General features: G+C 70.5%; 14 protein-coding genes. 3 read left to right on the top strand and 11 right to left on the bottom strand.

What is annotated here, in order from left to right; all coding sequences use genetic code 11:
- Positions 1-39: 39 nt before the first annotated feature.
- The 5 genes from ACWGJM_RS47915 to ACWGJM_RS47895 form a co-directional block, all read right to left on the bottom strand.
- Entirely contained in the window at positions 40-879 is an 840-nt protein-coding gene (locus tag ACWGJM_RS47915; protein WP_453418088.1) for a carbohydrate ABC transporter permease, read from the bottom strand.
- Positions 880-889: 10 nt separating this feature from the next.
- Positions 890-2,260, bottom strand: coding sequence for an ABC transporter permease subunit (locus ACWGJM_RS47910; RefSeq protein ID WP_453418087.1), 1,371 nt, complete (start codon positions 2,258-2,260; stop codon positions 890-892).
- A gap of 8 nt (positions 2,261-2,268) precedes the next feature.
- Positions 2,269-3,594, bottom strand: coding sequence for an ABC transporter substrate-binding protein (locus tag ACWGJM_RS47905; protein WP_453418086.1), 1,326 nt, complete (start codon positions 3,592-3,594; stop codon positions 2,269-2,271).
- 40 nt (positions 3,595-3,634) lie between these two features.
- On the bottom strand, positions 3,635-5,281 hold the full coding sequence (locus ACWGJM_RS47900; RefSeq protein ID WP_453418085.1) for a glycoside hydrolase family 13 protein: 1,647 nt from the start codon (positions 5,279-5,281) through the stop codon (positions 3,635-3,637).
- Between the two features lie 131 nt (positions 5,282-5,412).
- Positions 5,413-6,684, bottom strand: coding sequence for an ABC transporter substrate-binding protein (locus ACWGJM_RS47895; RefSeq protein ID WP_453418084.1), 1,272 nt, complete (start codon positions 6,682-6,684; stop codon positions 5,413-5,415).
- Positions 6,685-6,814: 130 nt separating this feature from the next.
- On the opposite strand from ACWGJM_RS47895, the gene ACWGJM_RS47890 reads away from it, so the two are divergent.
- From ACWGJM_RS47890 to ACWGJM_RS47880, 3 genes are read left to right on the top strand one after another with little or no spacing between them, the layout of a single operon-like run.
- A complete protein-coding gene (locus ACWGJM_RS47890; RefSeq protein WP_453418083.1) occupies positions 6,815-7,330 on the top strand; it encodes a PadR family transcriptional regulator in 516 nt (171 codons plus the stop codon).
- Positions 7,327-8,079 carry an ABC transporter ATP-binding protein gene (locus ACWGJM_RS47885; protein WP_453418082.1) on the top strand — a complete coding sequence of 251 codons (753 nt, stop codon included), beginning with the start codon at positions 7,327-7,329 and terminating at the stop codon, positions 8,077-8,079. The genes ACWGJM_RS47890 and ACWGJM_RS47885 overlap by 4 nt, the downstream gene beginning before the upstream one ends.
- Positions 8,080-8,085: 6 nt before the next feature.
- On the top strand, positions 8,086-10,368 hold the full coding sequence (locus tag ACWGJM_RS47880; protein WP_453418081.1) for an ABC transporter permease: 2,283 nt from the start codon (positions 8,086-8,088) through the stop codon (positions 10,366-10,368).
- A 191-nt stretch (positions 10,369-10,559) separates the two neighbouring features.
- Here the strand turns inward: ACWGJM_RS47880 and pgi are convergent, their stop codons facing one another.
- From pgi to ACWGJM_RS47850, 6 genes are all read right to left on the bottom strand, one after another.
- Positions 10,560-12,212 (bottom strand): glucose-6-phosphate isomerase, encoded by a 1,653-nt coding sequence (pgi, locus tag ACWGJM_RS47875; protein ID WP_453418080.1) that lies wholly within the window; start codon positions 12,210-12,212, stop codon positions 10,560-10,562.
- 73 nt (positions 12,213-12,285) lie between these two features.
- Entirely contained in the window at positions 12,286-13,554 is a 1,269-nt protein-coding gene (locus ACWGJM_RS47870; RefSeq protein ID WP_453418079.1) for an MFS transporter, read from the bottom strand.
- 155 nt (positions 13,555-13,709) lie between these two features.
- Positions 13,710-14,045: an RNA polymerase-binding protein RbpA gene (locus tag ACWGJM_RS47865; protein ID WP_003976875.1), complete on the bottom strand. Its 336-nt coding sequence runs from the start codon at positions 14,043-14,045 to the stop codon at positions 13,710-13,712.
- A gap of 223 nt (positions 14,046-14,268) precedes the next feature.
- The gene (gene secG / locus ACWGJM_RS47860; protein WP_453418078.1) at positions 14,269-14,505 is read right to left on the bottom strand and encodes a preprotein translocase subunit SecG; all 237 of its coding nucleotides are present in this window, start codon (positions 14,503-14,505) and stop codon (positions 14,269-14,271) included.
- 108 nt (positions 14,506-14,613) lie between these two features.
- Entirely contained in the window at positions 14,614-15,390 is a 777-nt protein-coding gene (gene tpiA, locus ACWGJM_RS47855) for a triose-phosphate isomerase (RefSeq protein ID WP_453418077.1), read from the bottom strand.
- Positions 15,391-15,396: 6 nt separating this feature from the next.
- Positions 15,397-16,608: a phosphoglycerate kinase gene (locus ACWGJM_RS47850; protein WP_453418076.1), complete on the bottom strand. Its 1,212-nt coding sequence runs from the start codon at positions 16,606-16,608 to the stop codon at positions 15,397-15,399.
- Positions 16,609-16,769 lie beyond the last annotated feature (161 nt).

The raw sequence follows: 16,769 nt of genomic DNA, 5'->3' as shown, positions 1-16,769 counted from the left end.
GGCAATGCCCGCGCCGCCCCTTCCGTCTTGGTCCCGCCCCTACTTCACGGACCCGGCCATCACTCCTTGCACGAAGTGCCGCTGGAACGCGAAGAACACGACCACCGGCACGATCAGCGACAGGAACGCACCGGGTGCGAGGACGTCGATGTTGCTGCCGAACTGCCTGATCTGGGACTGGAGTTGAACCGTCAGCGGCTGGGAGGAGCTGTCGGCGAACAGCAGGGCCACCAGCATGTCGTTCCAGACCCAGAGGAACTGGAAGATGGCGAGGCTGGCGATGGCGGGCCGGCCCACGGGCAGGACGAGGCGGGTGAAGATGCGCCACTCGCTGCCGCCGTCCATGCGGGCCGCCTCCAGCATCTCCTTGGGCATCTCGGCGAAGTAGTTGCGCAGCAGGAACACCGCGAACGGCAGGCCGTAGGCGACGTGGAAGAGGACGACGCCCGGGATCGTGCCGAACAGGCCGAGCTGGCCGAAGAGTTTGGCGACGGGCAGCAGACCGATCTGCACCGGTACCACCAGCAGGGCCACCACGAGCAGGAAGACGGCCTCCCGTCCCGGGAAGTCCAGCCAGGCGAAGGCGTATCCGGCGAGGGACGCGATGACGACGACGAGGACGGTCGCCGGCACCGAGATCAGCACCGTGTTCCAGAAGGCCTGGGTCATCCCGGCGTTCTTCAGCAGCGCCGAGTAGTTGTCGAAGGACAGCTGCCCGGGGCTCGCCAGCGCCGTCCACCAGCCGCCCTTGGCGGTGTCCTGCGCCGAGCGCAGGGAGGAGAGGAACAGGCCCGCGAGCGGGGTCAGCCAGACCAGGCCGATCACCACCAGGAAGGCCTGCACCAGGCCGTTGCCGAGGCCCCGCCTGACCGCGTTCATCGCTGACTCCTCATCGCTGACTCCTTCGGAAGCGGCGGACGTTGAAGACCATCGCGGGGATCACCAGCAGCAGCAGGAGCACGCCCAGCGCACTGCCGAGGCCCTGGTTGTTGCCACCGCCGAAGGACACCAGCCACATCTGGGTGGCCAGTACGGTGGCGTCCTCCTGCACCGGGCCGGGCGCGATGATGTAGACGAGGTCGAAGACCTTCATCACGTTGATCACGAGGGTCACGAAGACCACGGTGAGCACGGGGGCGAGCAGGGGGACGGTGATGCGGCGGAAGATCTGCCATTCGTTCGCGCCGTCCATCCGGGCCGCCTCCAGGGCGTCCCGGGGCAGGGCCGACAGTCCGGCGCCGATCAGCACCATCGCGAATCCGGTCCAGATCCAGAGGTACGCGCCGATGATCGCGGGCGTGACGAGGGTCGGGCCGAGCCAGGAGACGCCCTGGTAGGGCGGTGCGAAGTTCGACTCGGGCAGCTTCAGCGTGTACGAGCCGGTGTGCAGCCCGGAGAAGCGGAAGGAGCCGTCGGACGCGGTCATCGTGCTCGCGACCGTCTTCCCGCCGCGCACCGCCTCGACCTTCATACCGGGCAGCCCGCTCTCCCGCCGGTCGACCTTGCCCTGCTTGCCTCCGCCGCCGGGTGTGAAGTCCAGGTAGACGACGCCGCGCAGTTCATCGGCAGTGGCCTTGCCGCCGGCCGCCGGGTAGGCGGGCGCGGCGCCCTCGGGCAGGTCCTTGGGCAGGACGCCGACCATGGGGAGCGTCACCAGATCGCCCGGTGACACACCGCTCTTCGTCTCGTACGAGCCGTCGCTCCCCTGGGCCAGGTCCTGTCCCGCGCGGGCCCGTGCCGTCGGGTACGACGAGGTGCCCTCGAAGGCGTCGTGGACCGAGACCACGGCGGCGTTGAGCACGCCCTTGGCGGGGTCCTCGTCGTAGGCGAGGCGGAAGATGATCCCCGCCGCGAGGAAGGACACCGCCATCGGCATGAACAGCAGCAGCTTGAACGCGGTGGCCCAGCGGACCTTCTCCACCAGGACGGCGAGGATCAGGCCGAGCCCGGTCAGCAGGGCCGGGGCGACGACCACCCAGATGGTCGTGTTCCGGACGGCCTTGAGCGTCGCCGGGTCGCGGAACATCTCCGTGTAGTTGTCCGCGCCGACGAAGCGCGAGCCGGAGGCGTCGAAGAAGCTCCGGCCGACGGAGAACAGCACCGGGTAGACGACCAGCGCTCCGAGCAGGAGCAGTGCGGGGAAGACGAAGAGCAGGGCGATGATCCGGCCGCGCCGCCGCGAGCGCCGGGCGCGCTCGGCGAGCGAGCCCGGCGGCGGGGAGCCCGCCCCTTTCTGCTTCACGAGTGTGGTTGCGGTCATCTGCCGGCTCAGCCCTGGTACGCCTTGGCCGCGGCGGCCTCGAGCTTCGCCGCGGTCCCCTTCGGGTCGGACGGCTCACGCAGGAAGTCCTGGAGCAGCTTCCACTCCCCCACGCCCTTGGTGCCGCCGAAGGACGCGGGTGCCTGGTCGGACATGTCGAATCGGACCGAGTCGCCCGCCGCGATCAGGGACTTGGCGGTGGCGCGGGTGACGTCGTCGCCGTAGGAGGCCAGGTCGAGCGCCTTGTTCGGGGACAGGAAGCCGCCCGCCTTCGCCCACACCGCGGCGGCCTCGGGAGTGGCCAGGTACTCCAGGAGCTTCATGCCGGCCTTGGAGTTCTTGCCGTCCTTGAGCACCACGGCCGCGTCACCGCCGCTGACGACCGGCGCCTTGCCGCCGTCGACCGCCGGGAACGGGAAGAAGTTCGCGTCCTTGCCGATGCTCTTGCCGAACTGGTCGTGGGCGACGCCGGCGACGAAGTCGCCCTCGTAGACCATGCCTGCCTCGGGCTTGGGCCCGAACACCTTCTCGACCGAACCCGGGAAGTCGGTGTTGAGGGCTTCCTTCTGGCCGCCCGCGATCAGTTGCTTGTCCTTGAACAGCTTGCCGAGCGTGCCGAGCGCCTTGACCACGCTCGCGTCGGTCCACTTCAGCTTGTGGGTGGCGAGGGCGTCGTACTTCTCGGGGCCGGCCTGGGAGAGGTAGATGTTCTCGAACCAGTCGGTCAGGGTCCAGCCGTCCTGCCCGGCGACCGCGAAGGCGGCGAGCCCGGAGTCGGAGACGGTGTGCCCGGCCTTCAGCAGCTCGGTGTACGTCTTCGGCGGCTTGACCCCGGCCTGGTCGAGGGCGTCGGGGCTGTACCAGACGGTCGACTTGTGGGCGGCCTTGAAGTACAGGCCGTACAGGGTGCCGTCGACGCTGCCGTACTTCTTCCAGACCGGCGCGTAGCCCGCGTCCACGGACTTCTCGGTGGTGGCGGACAGCTGCTTCAGCCAGCCCTTCTTCGCGAACTGCTGGAGGACGCCGACCTGCGGGACCATCACGACGTCGGGCGCGTTGCCGCCCTCGATCTTGCTGCCGACGACGGTGGAGACGTTGTCGCCCGTGGACACGAACTGGGTCTTGGCGCCGGTCTTGGCGCTGAACGCGTCCAGCACCTTCTGGAAGTTCTTCTGCTCGCTGCCGGACCAGACACCGGCCACGGTGACGGTCTGGCCGCTGAGCGCCTTGTCGCCGCCGCCGGCGGAGACCGGGCCGCCGCCGCAGGCGGTCGCGCCGAGCGCCAGGACGAGGGCGGTGCAGCCGGTGAGCAGGGTGGTGCGTCGTCGCATCATCGTTGATGTCCCTTTCGAAGGATGGGGAAATGACGGGCGATCAGAGATCGTTGATCCACCAGGCGGCCGTGGAACCGGGGAGCACCCCGGCCGGGCAGGGGCCGCTGGACAGCAGGGGGGTGCCGGAGACCGGCGCGGGCGTGGGCGCCGTGCCGAAGTTGACGGCGCAGACCAGGCCGTCGCCGCGGACGAAGCCGAGTACGCCCGGCGGAGTGTCCAGCCAGCGCAGCGAGCCCTCACCCAACTGGGGAAGCGCGGCGCGCAGTTGGAGGCCGTCGCGGTACAGGTGCCAGAAGGAGCGGGTGTCGGCGAGGGCGCGGTCGGTGGCGTACTCGGCGAAGTACTCGGGCTGCGGCAGCCACGGCTTGGCGCTCTCCGCTCCCGACGTGAAGCCGAACGGGGAGGCCTGCCCGGACCAGGGCAGCGGCACCCGGCAGCCGTCGCGGATGCGGGCGCGGCTGCCGGTGCGCCGGAAGATCGGGTCGGTGAGCACGTCGTCGGGCAGGTCGACGACCTCGGGCAGGCCCAGCTCCTCGCCCTGGTAGATGTACGCGGCTCCGGGCAGCGCCAGCATCAGCAGCGCGGCGGCGCGGGCGCGGGCGGTGCCGAGGCCGCTGCCCCCGGTGGCGGGTTCGCCGTAGCGGGTGACGGTGCGGACCTGGTCGTGGTTGTTGAGGACCCAGGTGACCGTGGAGCCCGTACCGGCGATGTCCGCCATGGCCTCGGAGATGACCTTGCGGAAGGCGTCGGGGTCCCAGGGGGCGCTGAGCAGGTCGAAGAAGAAGGCCTGGTGGAGTTCGTCGGGGCGGACGTACTGGGCGTGTTCGCGGGCGGACGGGACCGAGACCTCGCCGACGAGGAGGCGCTCGTGGCCGTCGCGTGCGGTGTACTCCTCGCACACCGACCGCCAGTGCCGCCACACCTCGTGCACCTCGGGCTGGTTCCAGGCGAGGGGGTTGACCGAGTCGCGGGTGCGGGCGTCGGCCTCCGGGTCGTCGGAGTCGGGCAGGTCCGGGTGCTTGAACAGGCCGGCGGCCACGTCGATGCGGAAGCCGTCGACGCCCCGGTCCAGCCAGAAGCGCAGGATCCGGTCGAACTCGGCGGGCACTTCGGGGTTGCGCCAGTTCCAGTCGGGCTGTTCGGGCGTGAACATGTGCAGGTACCACTGGCCGTCGCCGACCCTGGTCCAGGCCGGGCCGCCGAACATCGCGTGCCAGTTGTTGGGCGGCTCGCTGCCGTCCGGGCCACGGCCGTCGGTGAAGTGGAAGCGGGCTCGGGCCTGGCTGCCGGGTGCGCTGTCCAGCGCCTCGCGGAACCACGTGTGCTCGCTGGAGCAGTGGTTGGGGACGATGTCGAGGAGCACCTTGATGCCCAGCCGCCGGGCCGCGGCCACCAGCAGGTCGAACTCGGCGAGGTCGCCGAAGAGCGGGTCGACGCCGCAGTAGTCGGCCACGTCGTAGCCGTGGTCGTGCTGGGGCGAGGGGTAGAAGGGGCTCAGCCAGATGCCGTCGACGCCGAGCTTCTTCAGGTACGGCAGCCCGGCCCGGACGCCGGCCAGATCGCCGATGCCGTCGCCGGTGCTGTCGAGGAAGCTGCGGACGTAGACCTGGTAGATCACCGCGTCACGCCACCAATGATGCCTGTTCAACCCTGTGGCCTGTCTCTGTGAAGGGCAGCAGTTATGCATGCATGTTAAGTAGGCGCTTCACAGAGGTGTCAATGAAAAGAACGGAGGCTACTGAGGAGTTCGTGAATGAAATCCGGACTTATCAGGGCGCTGCGAACCCAGATGAGATGTCCGCGTTACCTAACAAGTAACTATCGGCGGGCGACGGCGTCGAGTTCCCGCGCCAGCCGCGCCACCGCCACCTCGGGCGTCTCCCGCCCGGTCAGCGCGTCGTGCACGACCGCCTGCACCACCAGACTGACCTGGTCGTAGTGTGGGCTCTTGGGTCGCGGCTTGGCGGCGCGCAGGGCGGCGCGCAGGGTGGGCAGGTACGGGAACTTCCGTACGAGCTCGGGGTCCTTGTACAGCGCGGCGCGTACGGGCGGCAGTGAGCCGCGCGTGAGGACTTGGCGCTGGACAGGCTTGCTGGTGAGGTACGCGATGAGGCGCGCGGCGGAATCGGGGTGCCGGGCGTGCGTGTTCACGGCCAGGTTGGAGCCGCCGAGGACACTCCTGCCCGGCCCGTCCGGCCCGGGCAGCGGCACGGCGCCGATCTTCCCGGCGACCTCGGAGCCCTTGGCCGAGGCGACGGCGTACGCGTAGGGCCAGTTGCGCAGGAAGAGCAGACGGCCGTCCTGGAAGGCGTCCTTGGACTCCTCCTCCTTGTACGTCAGCGCCCGCTTCGGAATCCAGCCCTCGCGGAAGCCGCGCGCCAGGAAACCGATGCCCTCGCGGGCGGCGGCGGAGTCCACGGTGACGCGCTCCCCCTCGTCGCCGAGGATGGTCCCGCCCGCGGAGTAGACGGCCTCGGCCGCGTTGACCGTGAGGCCCTCGTACGGCAGGAACTGGCCCGCGTACCCGTCGAGCCCGTATTTCGGCGCGATGGTCTTCGCGTCGTGTTCCAGCTCGGCCCAGGTGCGCGGCGGCGGCACGCCCTCCTCGTCCAGGATGTCCTTGCGGTACAGGAGCAGGCCGGCGTTGGTGACGTACGGGACGGCGTACAGGTGTCCGTCGTAGGTGGCCGTGCCGACGACCGGCTTCAGGAAGGTGTCGACGGGGAAGCGGTCTCTCGGCAGGGGCCGGATCCAGCCGGCGGCGGCGAACTCCGAGGTCCAGTTGACGTCGATGTTGAGCACGTCGAAGCGGCTGCGGTCGCCGTCGCGCAGGTCGGTGGTCATCTGCGCATGGGTCTCGTCGGCGGAGTCCGGCAGCTCGACGAGGGTGACCTTCTCGCCGGGGTGGGTGCGGTTCCAGCCCTGGAGCAGCGGGCCGAGATAGCCGGTGAGGTCCCCGGCGGTGGCCAGGGTGAGCGGGCCGCGGCCACCGGTGCCGCCCTCGTCGGTGTGGGGACCCGAGACGATGTACCCGGTCATGACCACGACGAGGACGAGAAGGCCCCTACCGGCGGCGCGTATCCACCGCATAGGTTCCTCCCTGAACACGTACACCGGCCCACGGGCATCCTCGCCGATGGGTCAGAGGCCATGTATACCTGTTAGGTATGGGCGATACTAGGGCCTGGAGCACATTACGCAGACTAGGAGGACAGCACGAGTGCGCCTGCCCCTCCTGGCACTCCTCGCGCGCGGTCCCGCCCACGGCTACGAGCTGAAGCAGGCCCTTGAGCAACTGCTGGGCTCCGCGTACCCTCAGCCGAACGTCGGCCAGATCTACGTGACCCTCGGCCGCCTCGAGAAGTCGGGACTGATCGAGGGCGAGGACGTCGAGCAGTCCAGCCGGCCCAACAAAAAGGTCTACCGCCTCACCGAAGCCGGGCGTGAGGCGCTGCGCGTCTGGTTCGAGGAGCCCGAGGACGAGCCGCGGGTGCGGGACGAGTTCTTCATGAAACTCGCCCTCGCCCCGCAGACCGGTCTCACCGACCAGATCGCCCTCATCAACAAGCAGCGGCGCCAGTACCTCAACACCATGCGTGATCTGTCGAAGCTGGCCGCGGCCGAGAGCCGGGACAACCGAATCGCCCATCTGCTGATCGAGGGCGCGATGCTGCACCTCCAGGCCGACCTGGACTGGCTGGAGCGGTGCCAGGAGGAACTGGAGGAGCTGGAGTGAGCGAGAGTCCCGCTCCGCTGTTGCGTGCCGTGGGCTTGGTCAAGACCCACTACGGCGAGGGCGCACCCGCCCGTGCCGTGCGCGGGGTCGACCTGTCCGTGCGGCCGGGCGAGTTCGTTGCGATCACCGGCCCCTCCGGGGCCGGCAAGTCGACGCTGCTGCACCTGCTGGGCGGACTCCAGCGGCCCGACGAGGGCAGTATCTGGCTGGACGGGCGGTGCACGGACGGCTACAGCGAGGCACGCTGGGCCGAGGAGCGCAGGAAGCGGATCGGGATCGTCTTCCAGTTCTTCAACCTGGTCTCCAATCTGTCGGTCGCCGACAACGTCGAGCTGCCCGCGCTGCTGGTCGGCCGCTCGCCGAAGCAGGCTCGGGCCGAGCGGGAGGAGCTGCTCGCCGAGCTCGGCCTCGAGGGCAAGGAGCGCAGCATGCCGGGCGAGCTGTCCGGCGGCGAGCAGCAGCGGGTCGCGCTCGCCCGCGCGCTGGTCAACCATCCCCCGCTGCTGCTGGCCGACGAGCCCGCCGGCAGCCTGGACAGCAAGGGCACCCGCGAGGTGATGCGGCTGCTGTCCCGCTTCCACCAGCGCGGCCAGAGCATCGCACTTGTCACCCACGACGCCCGGCTGGCGAGCGCCGCCGACCGCGTGATCAGCTTCTTCGACGGGCGGATCGCCGACGACGCGGAACTGGACGGCACGCCGTCGCGCCGGCGTACGGGGACAGCCGGCGTGCTGGAACTGAAGGACTGACCACCCGTGCGAGCCACCCTGCGCTGGGCGCACTCCGATCTGCGCACACATCGCGGCGAGGCGCTGTTCATCGTGCTGGCCACCGCCGGCATCGTCGGCGCGCTGCTGCTGGCCACGGCGCTGTTCGGCTACGCGACCAACCCCTGGCAGCGAGTCTTCACCCAGTCCCGCGGCGCACACGTGTGGATCCACACCGTACGGTCCGCCGACACCGGCCGCCTCGCCTCGCTCGACGGCGTGGCGTCCGTCGCCGGCCCATACCGGACCGAGTCCGCCACCGTCTCCTCGCGCGGCACCCGCGCCTCCGTGGAACTGCGTGCCACGTCCGAGAAGCCCTCCGTGGGCTGCCCGCTGCTCGCCTCGGGCCACTGGCTCGACGCCGGCGACCCCGACGGTGTCGTCCTGGAGAGCCGTCTCGCCCGTGCGCTGCTGGCCGAGCCCGGGGACACGCTCACCCTGCCCGGCACCTCCAGGAAACTGACCGTCGTGGGCGTCGCCGACAGCGCCGAACCCCGCTACCGGGCGGGCGAGCAGCCCGGACTGGTCTGGGCCCCGCCGTCCGCCCTGCGCGGACCGGGCGGCCGGGTGATCGGGCTGCGGCTGACCGATCCCGGCGACACCGACTACGCCGTGCAGCGCGCCGTCACCGTGCTCGGCGCGGGCGCGGTCGGTGAGGTCTCCACCTGGCAGCAGGCTCGGGCCGAGGCGCAGGGCGACAACCGGCTGCTCGGCCAGGTGCTGGGCCTGTTCGGCCTCGGCGCGCTCCTCGCCGCAGGGTTCGCGGTGCACGGCGCGATCGGCACCCGTATCCGCGGCCATCTGCGGGACATCTCGGTCCTGAAGGCGATCGGCTTCACCCCTGCCCAGGTCGTCCGGATCTTCCTGCTCCAGCATGTCGCGTACGCCCTGCTGGGCACCGTGGCCGCCGCCGGGCTGATCCAGGGGCTGGGCACCTCGATCCCCGGCCGGCTCGGCGACGCGGTCGGCGTGTGGCAGGGGCTGCCCGGACACTCGGTCGCCCTGTTCGCGGTGCCGGTGGGCGCGGTGCTGTTCATCGGCGCGGTCACCGGGCTCGCGGCCTGGCGGGCGGGACGGGTGCCCCCGGTGCCGGTGCCCCGTCCCGCCGCTCCGGCCGGGGGACGTCTGACGGGCCTGGCGCGCCGGGCCCTCGGCCTGCGGCTGCCGCCCGCCCTCGTCCTGGGCTGGCACCAGGCCTTCACCCGCCGGCCGCGCACGCTCGCCACGATCGGGCGACTCGCCCTGCCCCTGCTCCTGATCGTGGTGGCGATGAGCGCTTGGACCACCATCGACCGCTTCCACAGCAGCCCCGAGCGGGTGGGTCTGCCGGCGGCGCTCACCGTACGCGCGGACAGCGGCATGAGCGACGAGGAGGCCCAGGCTCTGCTGGACCACGATCCCCGGGTCGCCGCCGTCTACCCGGGCGTCGAGGTGGCCGCCCTCGTCCCGGGCCAGACCGCCACCATCGCCCTACGGGGCCTCGGCACCCACCGGGCCCCCTACCCGTACACACTCGCCGCGGGCCGCCCCGCGAGCGGTCCCGACGAGGCGGTGGCCGGGCAGGGCCTTCTCGATCTCCTCGACGCGCGCGTCGGCGACTGGGTACGGATAACGGTCGGCGACGAGCCGCAGATCCTGCACATCGTGGGCCGCAGCATCGAACCGGAGAACGCCGGCCGGGTCATCTCCACCTCCCTGGACACCCTCCGCGAGGACGACCCGCGGCTGGCTCCCACCCTGTACCAGCTGCGCCTGCGGCCGTCCGCCGAGCCGCAGCGCGTCGCCGCCGACCTGACCAGGGCCGGCCGCGGCCACCTCGATGTGCACGCCGTCACCAACCCGGCCGACGGCCTGTCCGCGCTGCGCGTCGTCGTGGTCGGGCTGATCGCCGTCCTGGCGTTGATCGGCCTCATCGAGTTGCTGACCGCGATCGGCGGCACGGTCCGCGAGAGCGAGCGGGACCTGCTGGCGCTCAAGGCGATCGGGATGTCCCCGCGCCAGATCACCGCGATCACCGTCACGGCGACGAGCTGCACTGCCCTGGCCGCGGTCCTCATCGGCACGGCCGTGGGCCTCCCCCTGGCCCACTGGCTGATCGACACCCAGGGCCGCTCCAGCGGCATCGGCGCGGGGATCGCCCAGTCCCCGTCCCCGCTGCTCCTCCTGCCGTTCGCACTGGCCGCGGTCCTGGGCGCCGCCACCCTGGCCACCCTCCCGGCGACCCGAGCGGCCCGCCGAAGGCTGGCGGACACGCTGAGCGCGGTGGCCTGAGGGCCTCCGCGGTCCAGACGGGGGCGCAGGGGGCGAAGCCCCCGCCGGGGTCCGGGGCCGGAGCCCCGGAACGAGGGCAACTTCTCAGCCGGCCGCAACGGCTGGGAGGGTGGGCAACCCCGGGAGTGCAGGGGGCGAAGCCCCCGCCGGGGCCTGGGCCCCAGAGGCTGGGGCCACGTCTCAGCCGACCGTCAACGTCCGCGCAGCGCCCGGTACTTGGCGACCAGCGCCGTCGTCGACGCGTCCAGCCCCGGCACCTCGGCCCCCTCCGTCAGCGCGGGCTCGACCCGCTTGGCGAGGACCTTGCCGAGCTCCACGCCCCACTGGTCGAAGGAGTCGATGTTCCACACCGCGCCCTGCACGAACACCTTGTGCTCGTACAGCGCGACGAGCTGACCGAGCACGGACGGCGTCAGCTCACGCGCGAGGATCGTCGTCGTCGGCCGGTTGCCCTTGAAGGTCTTGTGCGCCACCAGCTCATCGGGCACCCCCTCGGCCCGCACCTCGTCCGCCGTCTTGCCGAAGGCGAGCGCCTGGGTCTGGGCGAAGAAGTTGGCCATGAGCAGATCGTGCTGCGCCTTCAGCTCGTCACGCAGCTCCGCGACCGGCTCCGCGAAGCCGATGAAGTCCGCCGGGATCAGCTTCGTACCCTGGTGGATGAGCTGGTAGTAGGCGTGCTGCCCGTTGGTGCCCGGCGTCCCCCACACCACAGGCCCGGTCTGCCACTCGACCTCCTGCCCGTCCCGCGCCACGGACTTGCCGTTGGACTCCATGTCCAGCTGCTGCAAGTAGGCGGTGAACTTGGACAGGTAGTGGCTGTAGGGCAGCACCGCGTGCGACTGGGCGTCGAAGAAGTTGTTGTACCAGATGCCCAACAGCCCCAGCAGGAGCGGCACGTTGGACTCCGCGGGCGCGGTCCTGAAGTGCTCGTCGACGATCCGGAAACCGTCCAGCATCTCCCGGAACCGGTCCGGGCCGATGGCGATCATCAGCGAGAGCCCGATCGCCGAGTCGTACGAGTACCGCCCACCGACCCAGTCCCAGAACTCGAACATGTTGGCGGTGTCGATGCCGAAGTCACCGACCTTCTCGGCGTTCGTCGACAGGGCCACGAAGTGCTTGGCGACGGCCTCCTGCCCGGCGTTCAGCTCGCTCAGCAGCCATGTGCGGGCCGAGGTGGCGTTGGTGATGGTCTCGATGGTGGTGAAGGTCTTGGAGGCGATGATGAACAGCGTCTCCGCCGCGTCCAGGTCACGCGTGGCCTCGTGCAGGTCCGCCCCGTCGACGTTCGACACGAACCGCACGGTGAGGCCGCGGTCGGTGAAGGCGCGCAGCGCCTCGAACGCCATCGCCGGACCCAGGTCCGAGCCACCGATACCGACGTTGACGACGTTCTTGATGCGCTTGCCGGTGTGCCCCGTCCACTCGCCCGAACGGACACGCTCGGCGAAGTCGCTCATCTTGTCGAGCACGGCGTGCACCGCCGGGACGACGTTCTCCCCGTCGACCTCGATCACCGCGTCGCGCGCGGCCCGCAGCGCCACATGCAGGACCGCCCGGTTCTCGGTCGTGTTGATCTTCTCGCCGCGGAACATAGCGTCCCGCAGGCCGAAGACGTCGGTGGCGGCGGCCAGCTCGCGCAGCAGCCGCAGCGATTCGTCGGTGACCAGGTGCTTCGAGTAGTCGACGTACAGGTCACCGACCTGGAGGGTGTACCCGGCGCCGCGCCCCGGGTCCGCGGCGAACAGGTCCCGCAGATGGGTGTCGGTGAGTTCCTCCCGGTGCTTGGCGAGAGCGGTCCACTCGGGCGTCTGGTTGAGCCTGGTACGGCCGTCTGCGTTCATTTCGGACTTCAGCCTTCTTTCCTACCTGTCCCTGCTGCGTACCTTGCCCCGCTGCCGGTTCCAACCTAGTTGATCAGCGCGTGACGTGAGCGGTCGTCGCACCGTCGTCCGCTGCAACAACAGGTACGTCCGGCCGACGCGCCGGTATCAACGAGGTGACGGCCAGAGCGAAGAGCACGGCCGCGAACAGGGCGGGCCCGTTCAGCCCCCGGGCCTGGGCCACGGCACCGCCGAGCAGGGCGCCGAGCGGCGCGCCGGAGGTCGAGGCGGTACGGAAGGCGGACGCGATGCGCCCCACCATCGCCGCCGGGCTTCGTTGCTGCATCAGCGTGACCTGGTTGACGTTCCACACCATGCCCATCGCGCCCAGCAGCAGCATCCCGGCGAGGAGGGCGCCGAGGTGCCGGACGGTGCCGATGAGGACGAGGGACGAGGTCTGCACACCGCCCGCGACCAGCAGCGCCCCGACCCGCCCGGTGCGCCGCGCGATCCGCTGGGCGGCGAAGCCGCCGAGCAGGCTTCCGGCCGCGTACGCCGTCATCCCGGCCGCGTATCCCGCGTTGCCCGCGTCCAGCCAGCGGGTCACGTGCAGCACCAGCGTGGCGATCAGTGCGCCCATGCCGATGTTGCACAGCAGCGTGGCCACGCAGACCGCTCGCAGCGCCCGGTCGCGCCACAGGGCACGCAGGCCGGCGCCGATCTCCGCGCGCAGGGTGCTGCCGACCGGGCGCGGCTCCCGCTCGGCCGGCCGTATCCGCAGGGAGGCCACGAGGGCGGCGGCCACGAGGTACGTGCCCGCGTCGGCCGCGAACGGCATGAAGGCGCCCGCGGTCAGCAGCAGCGGCACGAAGGGGCCCGCCAGGAGGCCGCCGGCGAGCTGCTGGCCGGTCATCAGGCGGGCATTGGCACCGCCCAGGGCCTCCCTGTCCACCAGGGACGGAAGCAGGGCCGTGGAGGCGTTGTCGAAGAGGGTCTGGAGGGTGGTCAGCGCGAAGGCGAGCGCCAGCAGCAAGGGGATCGAGGCATGCCCGAGCCCCACGGCGAGGGCGAAACCGGCGACGATCAGGCCTCGTACCGTGTCCACCGCCCACATGGCGCGCCGCTGGTCCACCCGGTCCGCGACGGCGCCGCCGAGCAGCCCGAACAGCAGCCAGGGAACGTACCCGCAGGCGGTCACCGAGGCGATGACGAGCGGCTCGTCGGTGAGGCGCACGGCAAGCAGGGGCAGCGCGGACGTCCGTAACGCGTCCCCGAACCGGGATACCACCGCGGCCGTCCACAGCCGCCCGAAACCCCCACGCCACGCGGGCGCGGCCTTGCCCGCAATCTCGACCGTCGTCACGACTCCCCCTCACGGCTGACCTGAGACGAACCGTAGAGGGCACCACTGACAATCGGCCGTCGGCCGGCGGAGAACCAACGGAGAAGCGGTGGGAGAAGCGGTGGGAGAAACAGCTCCGGCCAGGCGCCCGCAGGCACCCGGCCGGTTCTCAACTCCTAGATCTCGCCCCGCAGTTTGGCGAGCGCCTCGGCGAGGATCGCCTCGCCGTCCGCGTCGCTGCGCCGCTCCCTGACGTACGCGAGGTGCGTCTTGTAGGGCTCGGTGCGCGGCGGGTCCGGCGGATTGTCCCGGTCCTGACCGGCCGGGAAGCCGCAACGCGGGCAGTCCCAGGTCTCGGGCACCTGCGCGTCGCTGGCGAAGCTGGGCTGTGTCTCGTGCCCGTTGGAGCACCAGAAGGAGATGCGCAGACGCGGCGCGGACTCGCCGCGCTCGGCCTCGCCCATCGGCCCCGCCCCGACCCGGCTACCTCGGATCGCGTTGCCACTTGCCACGGTCGTAACTCCCTGCGTGATGGTGCCGCGAAGCGAGTCGGCGTTTCGCTTCGCCGCGAGCGCCTCAGTCTACGTAAGGCCCAACGCGCGTCCAGTGATTGGAGTTACAAGAGCCCCGCTCCGAAGACGCAAGCCCCATGATAGGCCGCGCTCAGGAGCGCGTACCCAACATGGGGCCTTACGTACGGAATATGTGTGCTTGTGAGACGCTGATCAGCTGGAATCAGCTGTTCGTCTTCATCAGGAGGCCGAGGACGACGATGCACGCGAACCACAGCAGACCGACCACGATCGTGATCCGGTCGAGGTTGCGCTCGGCGACCGAGGAGCCGCCGACGGAGGACTGCATGCCGCCACCGAACATGTCGGAGAGGCCGCCGCCCTTCCCCTTGTGCATCAGCACCAGCAGCATCATCAGCAGGCTGAAGACGATCAGGGCGATCGAGAACCCCAAAACCACGGCTGGACCAACTTCCTCGGATGCGGATGGACGACAGGGGCACGGCGCACTGGCCGTGCCCCCGCAAGAGTACGACGGATCGCCGCTACCGCCTACTCACGGCCGGGCTCACTGATCACGGAAACGCACGATCTTGACGAACTCGTCCGCGTCCAGCGACGCGCCGCCGACCAGGGCGCCGTCGATGTCGGCCTTGGCCATGATCTCGGCGACGTTGCCGGACTTCACGGAGCCGCCGTACTGGATGCGGACCTGGTCGGCCACCTCCTGCGAGTACAGCTCGGCGATCTTGCCGCGGATGGCGGCACAGACCTCCTGGGCGTCCTCCGCGCCGCAGACCTTGCCGGTGCCGATGGCCCAGACGGGCTCGTAGGCGATCACGATCGACTCGGCCTGCTCGGCCGGGAGGTCCTTCAGACCGCCCTCGACCTGGGCGAGGGTGTGGGAGACGTGGTTGCCCGCCTCGCGCACGTCCAGCTCCTCGCCGACGCACAGGATGGGGGTCAGGCCGTGCCGGAAGGCGGCCTTGGCCTTGGCGTTCACGAGCTCGTCGCTCTCGTTGTGGTACTGCCGGCGCTCGGAGTGGCCGATGACCACGTACGTGCACTTCAGCTTGGCCAGCATCGAGCCCGAGATCTCGCCGGTGTAGGCCCCGGAGTCGTGCGCCGAGAGGTCCTGGGCGCCGTACTTGATCCTCAGCTTGTCGCCGTCGACCAGCGTCTGCACAGAGCGCAGGTCGGTGTAGGGCGGCAGGACGGCGACCTCGCAGGCCTCGTAGTCCTTGTCCGCGAGGGCGAAGGCGAGTTTCTGGACGTGGGCGATGGCCTCGAGGTGGTTGAGGTTCATCTTCCAGTTGCCCGCCATCAGCGGCATACGAGTGGTCATGCGGGGTCAGTCCTCCAGTGCGGCGAGGCCGGGGAGCGTCTTGCCCTCGAGGTATTCGAGGGAGGCGCCGCCACCGGTCGAGATGTGGCCGAATGCCTTCTCGTCGAAGCCGAGCGTACGCACGGCCGCGGCGGAGTCTCCGCCACCGACGACGGTGAAGCCTTTCGATTCGACGAGGGCCTGGGCGACCGCCTTGGTGCCCTCGGCGTAGTCGGGGTGCTCGAAAACGCCCATCGGACCGTTCCAGAAGACGGTCGCGGCGTCGGCGAGCTTCGCGGCGTACAGCTCGCAGGTCCTGGGGCCGATGTCCAGGCCCTCCTGGTCGGCGGGGATCTTGTCCGCGTCGACCACGCTGTGCTCGGTCGGAGCCTTCGCCTTCAGGTCCGGGAACGCCGGGGAGACCACGACGTCGACGGGGAGCACCAGCTCGACGCCCTGCTTCTGGGCGCGCTCCATGTACTCGGTGACGACCGGGACCTGGTCCTCCTGGAGGAGGGAGATGCCCACCTCGTAGCCCTTGGCCTTGAGGAAGGTGTAGGCCATGCCGCCACCGATGAGCAGGCGGTCGGCCTTGCCGAGCAGCTGGTCGATGACGGCGAGCTTGTCGGAGACCTTGGCGCCGCCGAGCGCGACGACGTAGGGGCGCTTGACGTCCTCGGTGAGCTTCTTCAGGACGCCGACCTCGGTGGCGATGAGGTAGCCGGCGTAGTGCGGCAGGCGGGCCGGGAGGTCGTAGACGGAGGCGTGCTTGCGGTGCACCGCGCCGAAGCCGTCGCCGACGTAGACGTCGGCGAGAGCCGCGAGCCGGTCCGCGAACTCGCCGCGCTCCGCTTCGTCCTTGGAGGTCTCGCCGGGGTTGAAGCGCAGGTTCTCGATGACCGCGACCTGGCCGGGCTGGAGGCCGTCCACGGCGCCGTGGGCGGCTGGGCCGACCGTGTCCTGGGCGAACGCGACCGGCGCGCCGAGGAGTTCACCGAGCCGCTCGGCGGCGGGCAGCAGCGAGAAGGCCGGGTCCGGGGCGCCCTTGGGGCGGCCCAGGTGCGAGGCGACGATCACCTTGGCGCCCGCGTCGGCGAGGGCCTTGACGGTGGGCAGGACGGCGCGGATACGGCCGTCGTCGGTGATGGTGCCGTCGGCGAGCGGCACGTTGAGGTCGGCGCGGACGAAGACCCGCTTGCCGTCCACGCCGTCGGCGAGAAGTTCGTCGATCGTCTTCATTGAGGGGGACTCCTAAAGGAGGGCTCGTGATGCTCGTGATCGTAAAGAGGGCCTGATCTGCACGTGAGTCAGGGCTCGGGCAGAGCGAACAAGCGAGGCCCCAGCCCAGTACTCACAAAGAGAAGCCAACTTCTTCGATCAGATCTGGTTGCCCACTAAAA

The sequence above is a fragment of the Streptomyces sp. NPDC054834 genome, from assembly GCF_053611185.1.
Note: the sequence above shows the minus strand (reverse complement) of the source record. Positions and strands in the feature narration are given on the sequence as shown.

Coding starts and splice junctions, on each gene's coding strand:
- ACWGJM_RS47915 (WP_453418088.1), bottom strand. CDS start 879: ATGAACGCGGTCAGGCGGGGCCTCGGCAACGGCCTGGTGCAGGCCTTC.
- ACWGJM_RS47910 (WP_453418087.1), bottom strand. CDS start 2,260: ATGACCGCAACCACACTCGTGAAGCAGAAAGGGGCGGGCTCCCCGCCG.
- ACWGJM_RS47905 (WP_453418086.1), bottom strand. CDS start 3,594: ATGATGCGACGACGCACCACCCTGCTCACCGGCTGCACCGCCCTCGTC.
- ACWGJM_RS47900 (WP_453418085.1), bottom strand. CDS start 5,281: ATGCATAACTGCTGCCCTTCACAGAGACAGGCCACAGGGTTGAACAGG.
- ACWGJM_RS47895 (WP_453418084.1), bottom strand. CDS start 6,684: ATGCGGTGGATACGCGCCGCCGGTAGGGGCCTTCTCGTCCTCGTCGTG.
- pgi (WP_453418080.1), bottom strand. CDS start 12,212: ATGAACGCAGACGGCCGTACCAGGCTCAACCAGACGCCCGAGTGGACC.
- tpiA (WP_453418077.1), bottom strand. CDS start 15,390: ATGACCACTCGTATGCCGCTGATGGCGGGCAACTGGAAGATGAACCTC.
- ACWGJM_RS47850 (WP_453418076.1), bottom strand. CDS start 16,608: ATGAAGACGATCGACGAACTTCTCGCCGACGGCGTGGACGGCAAGCGG.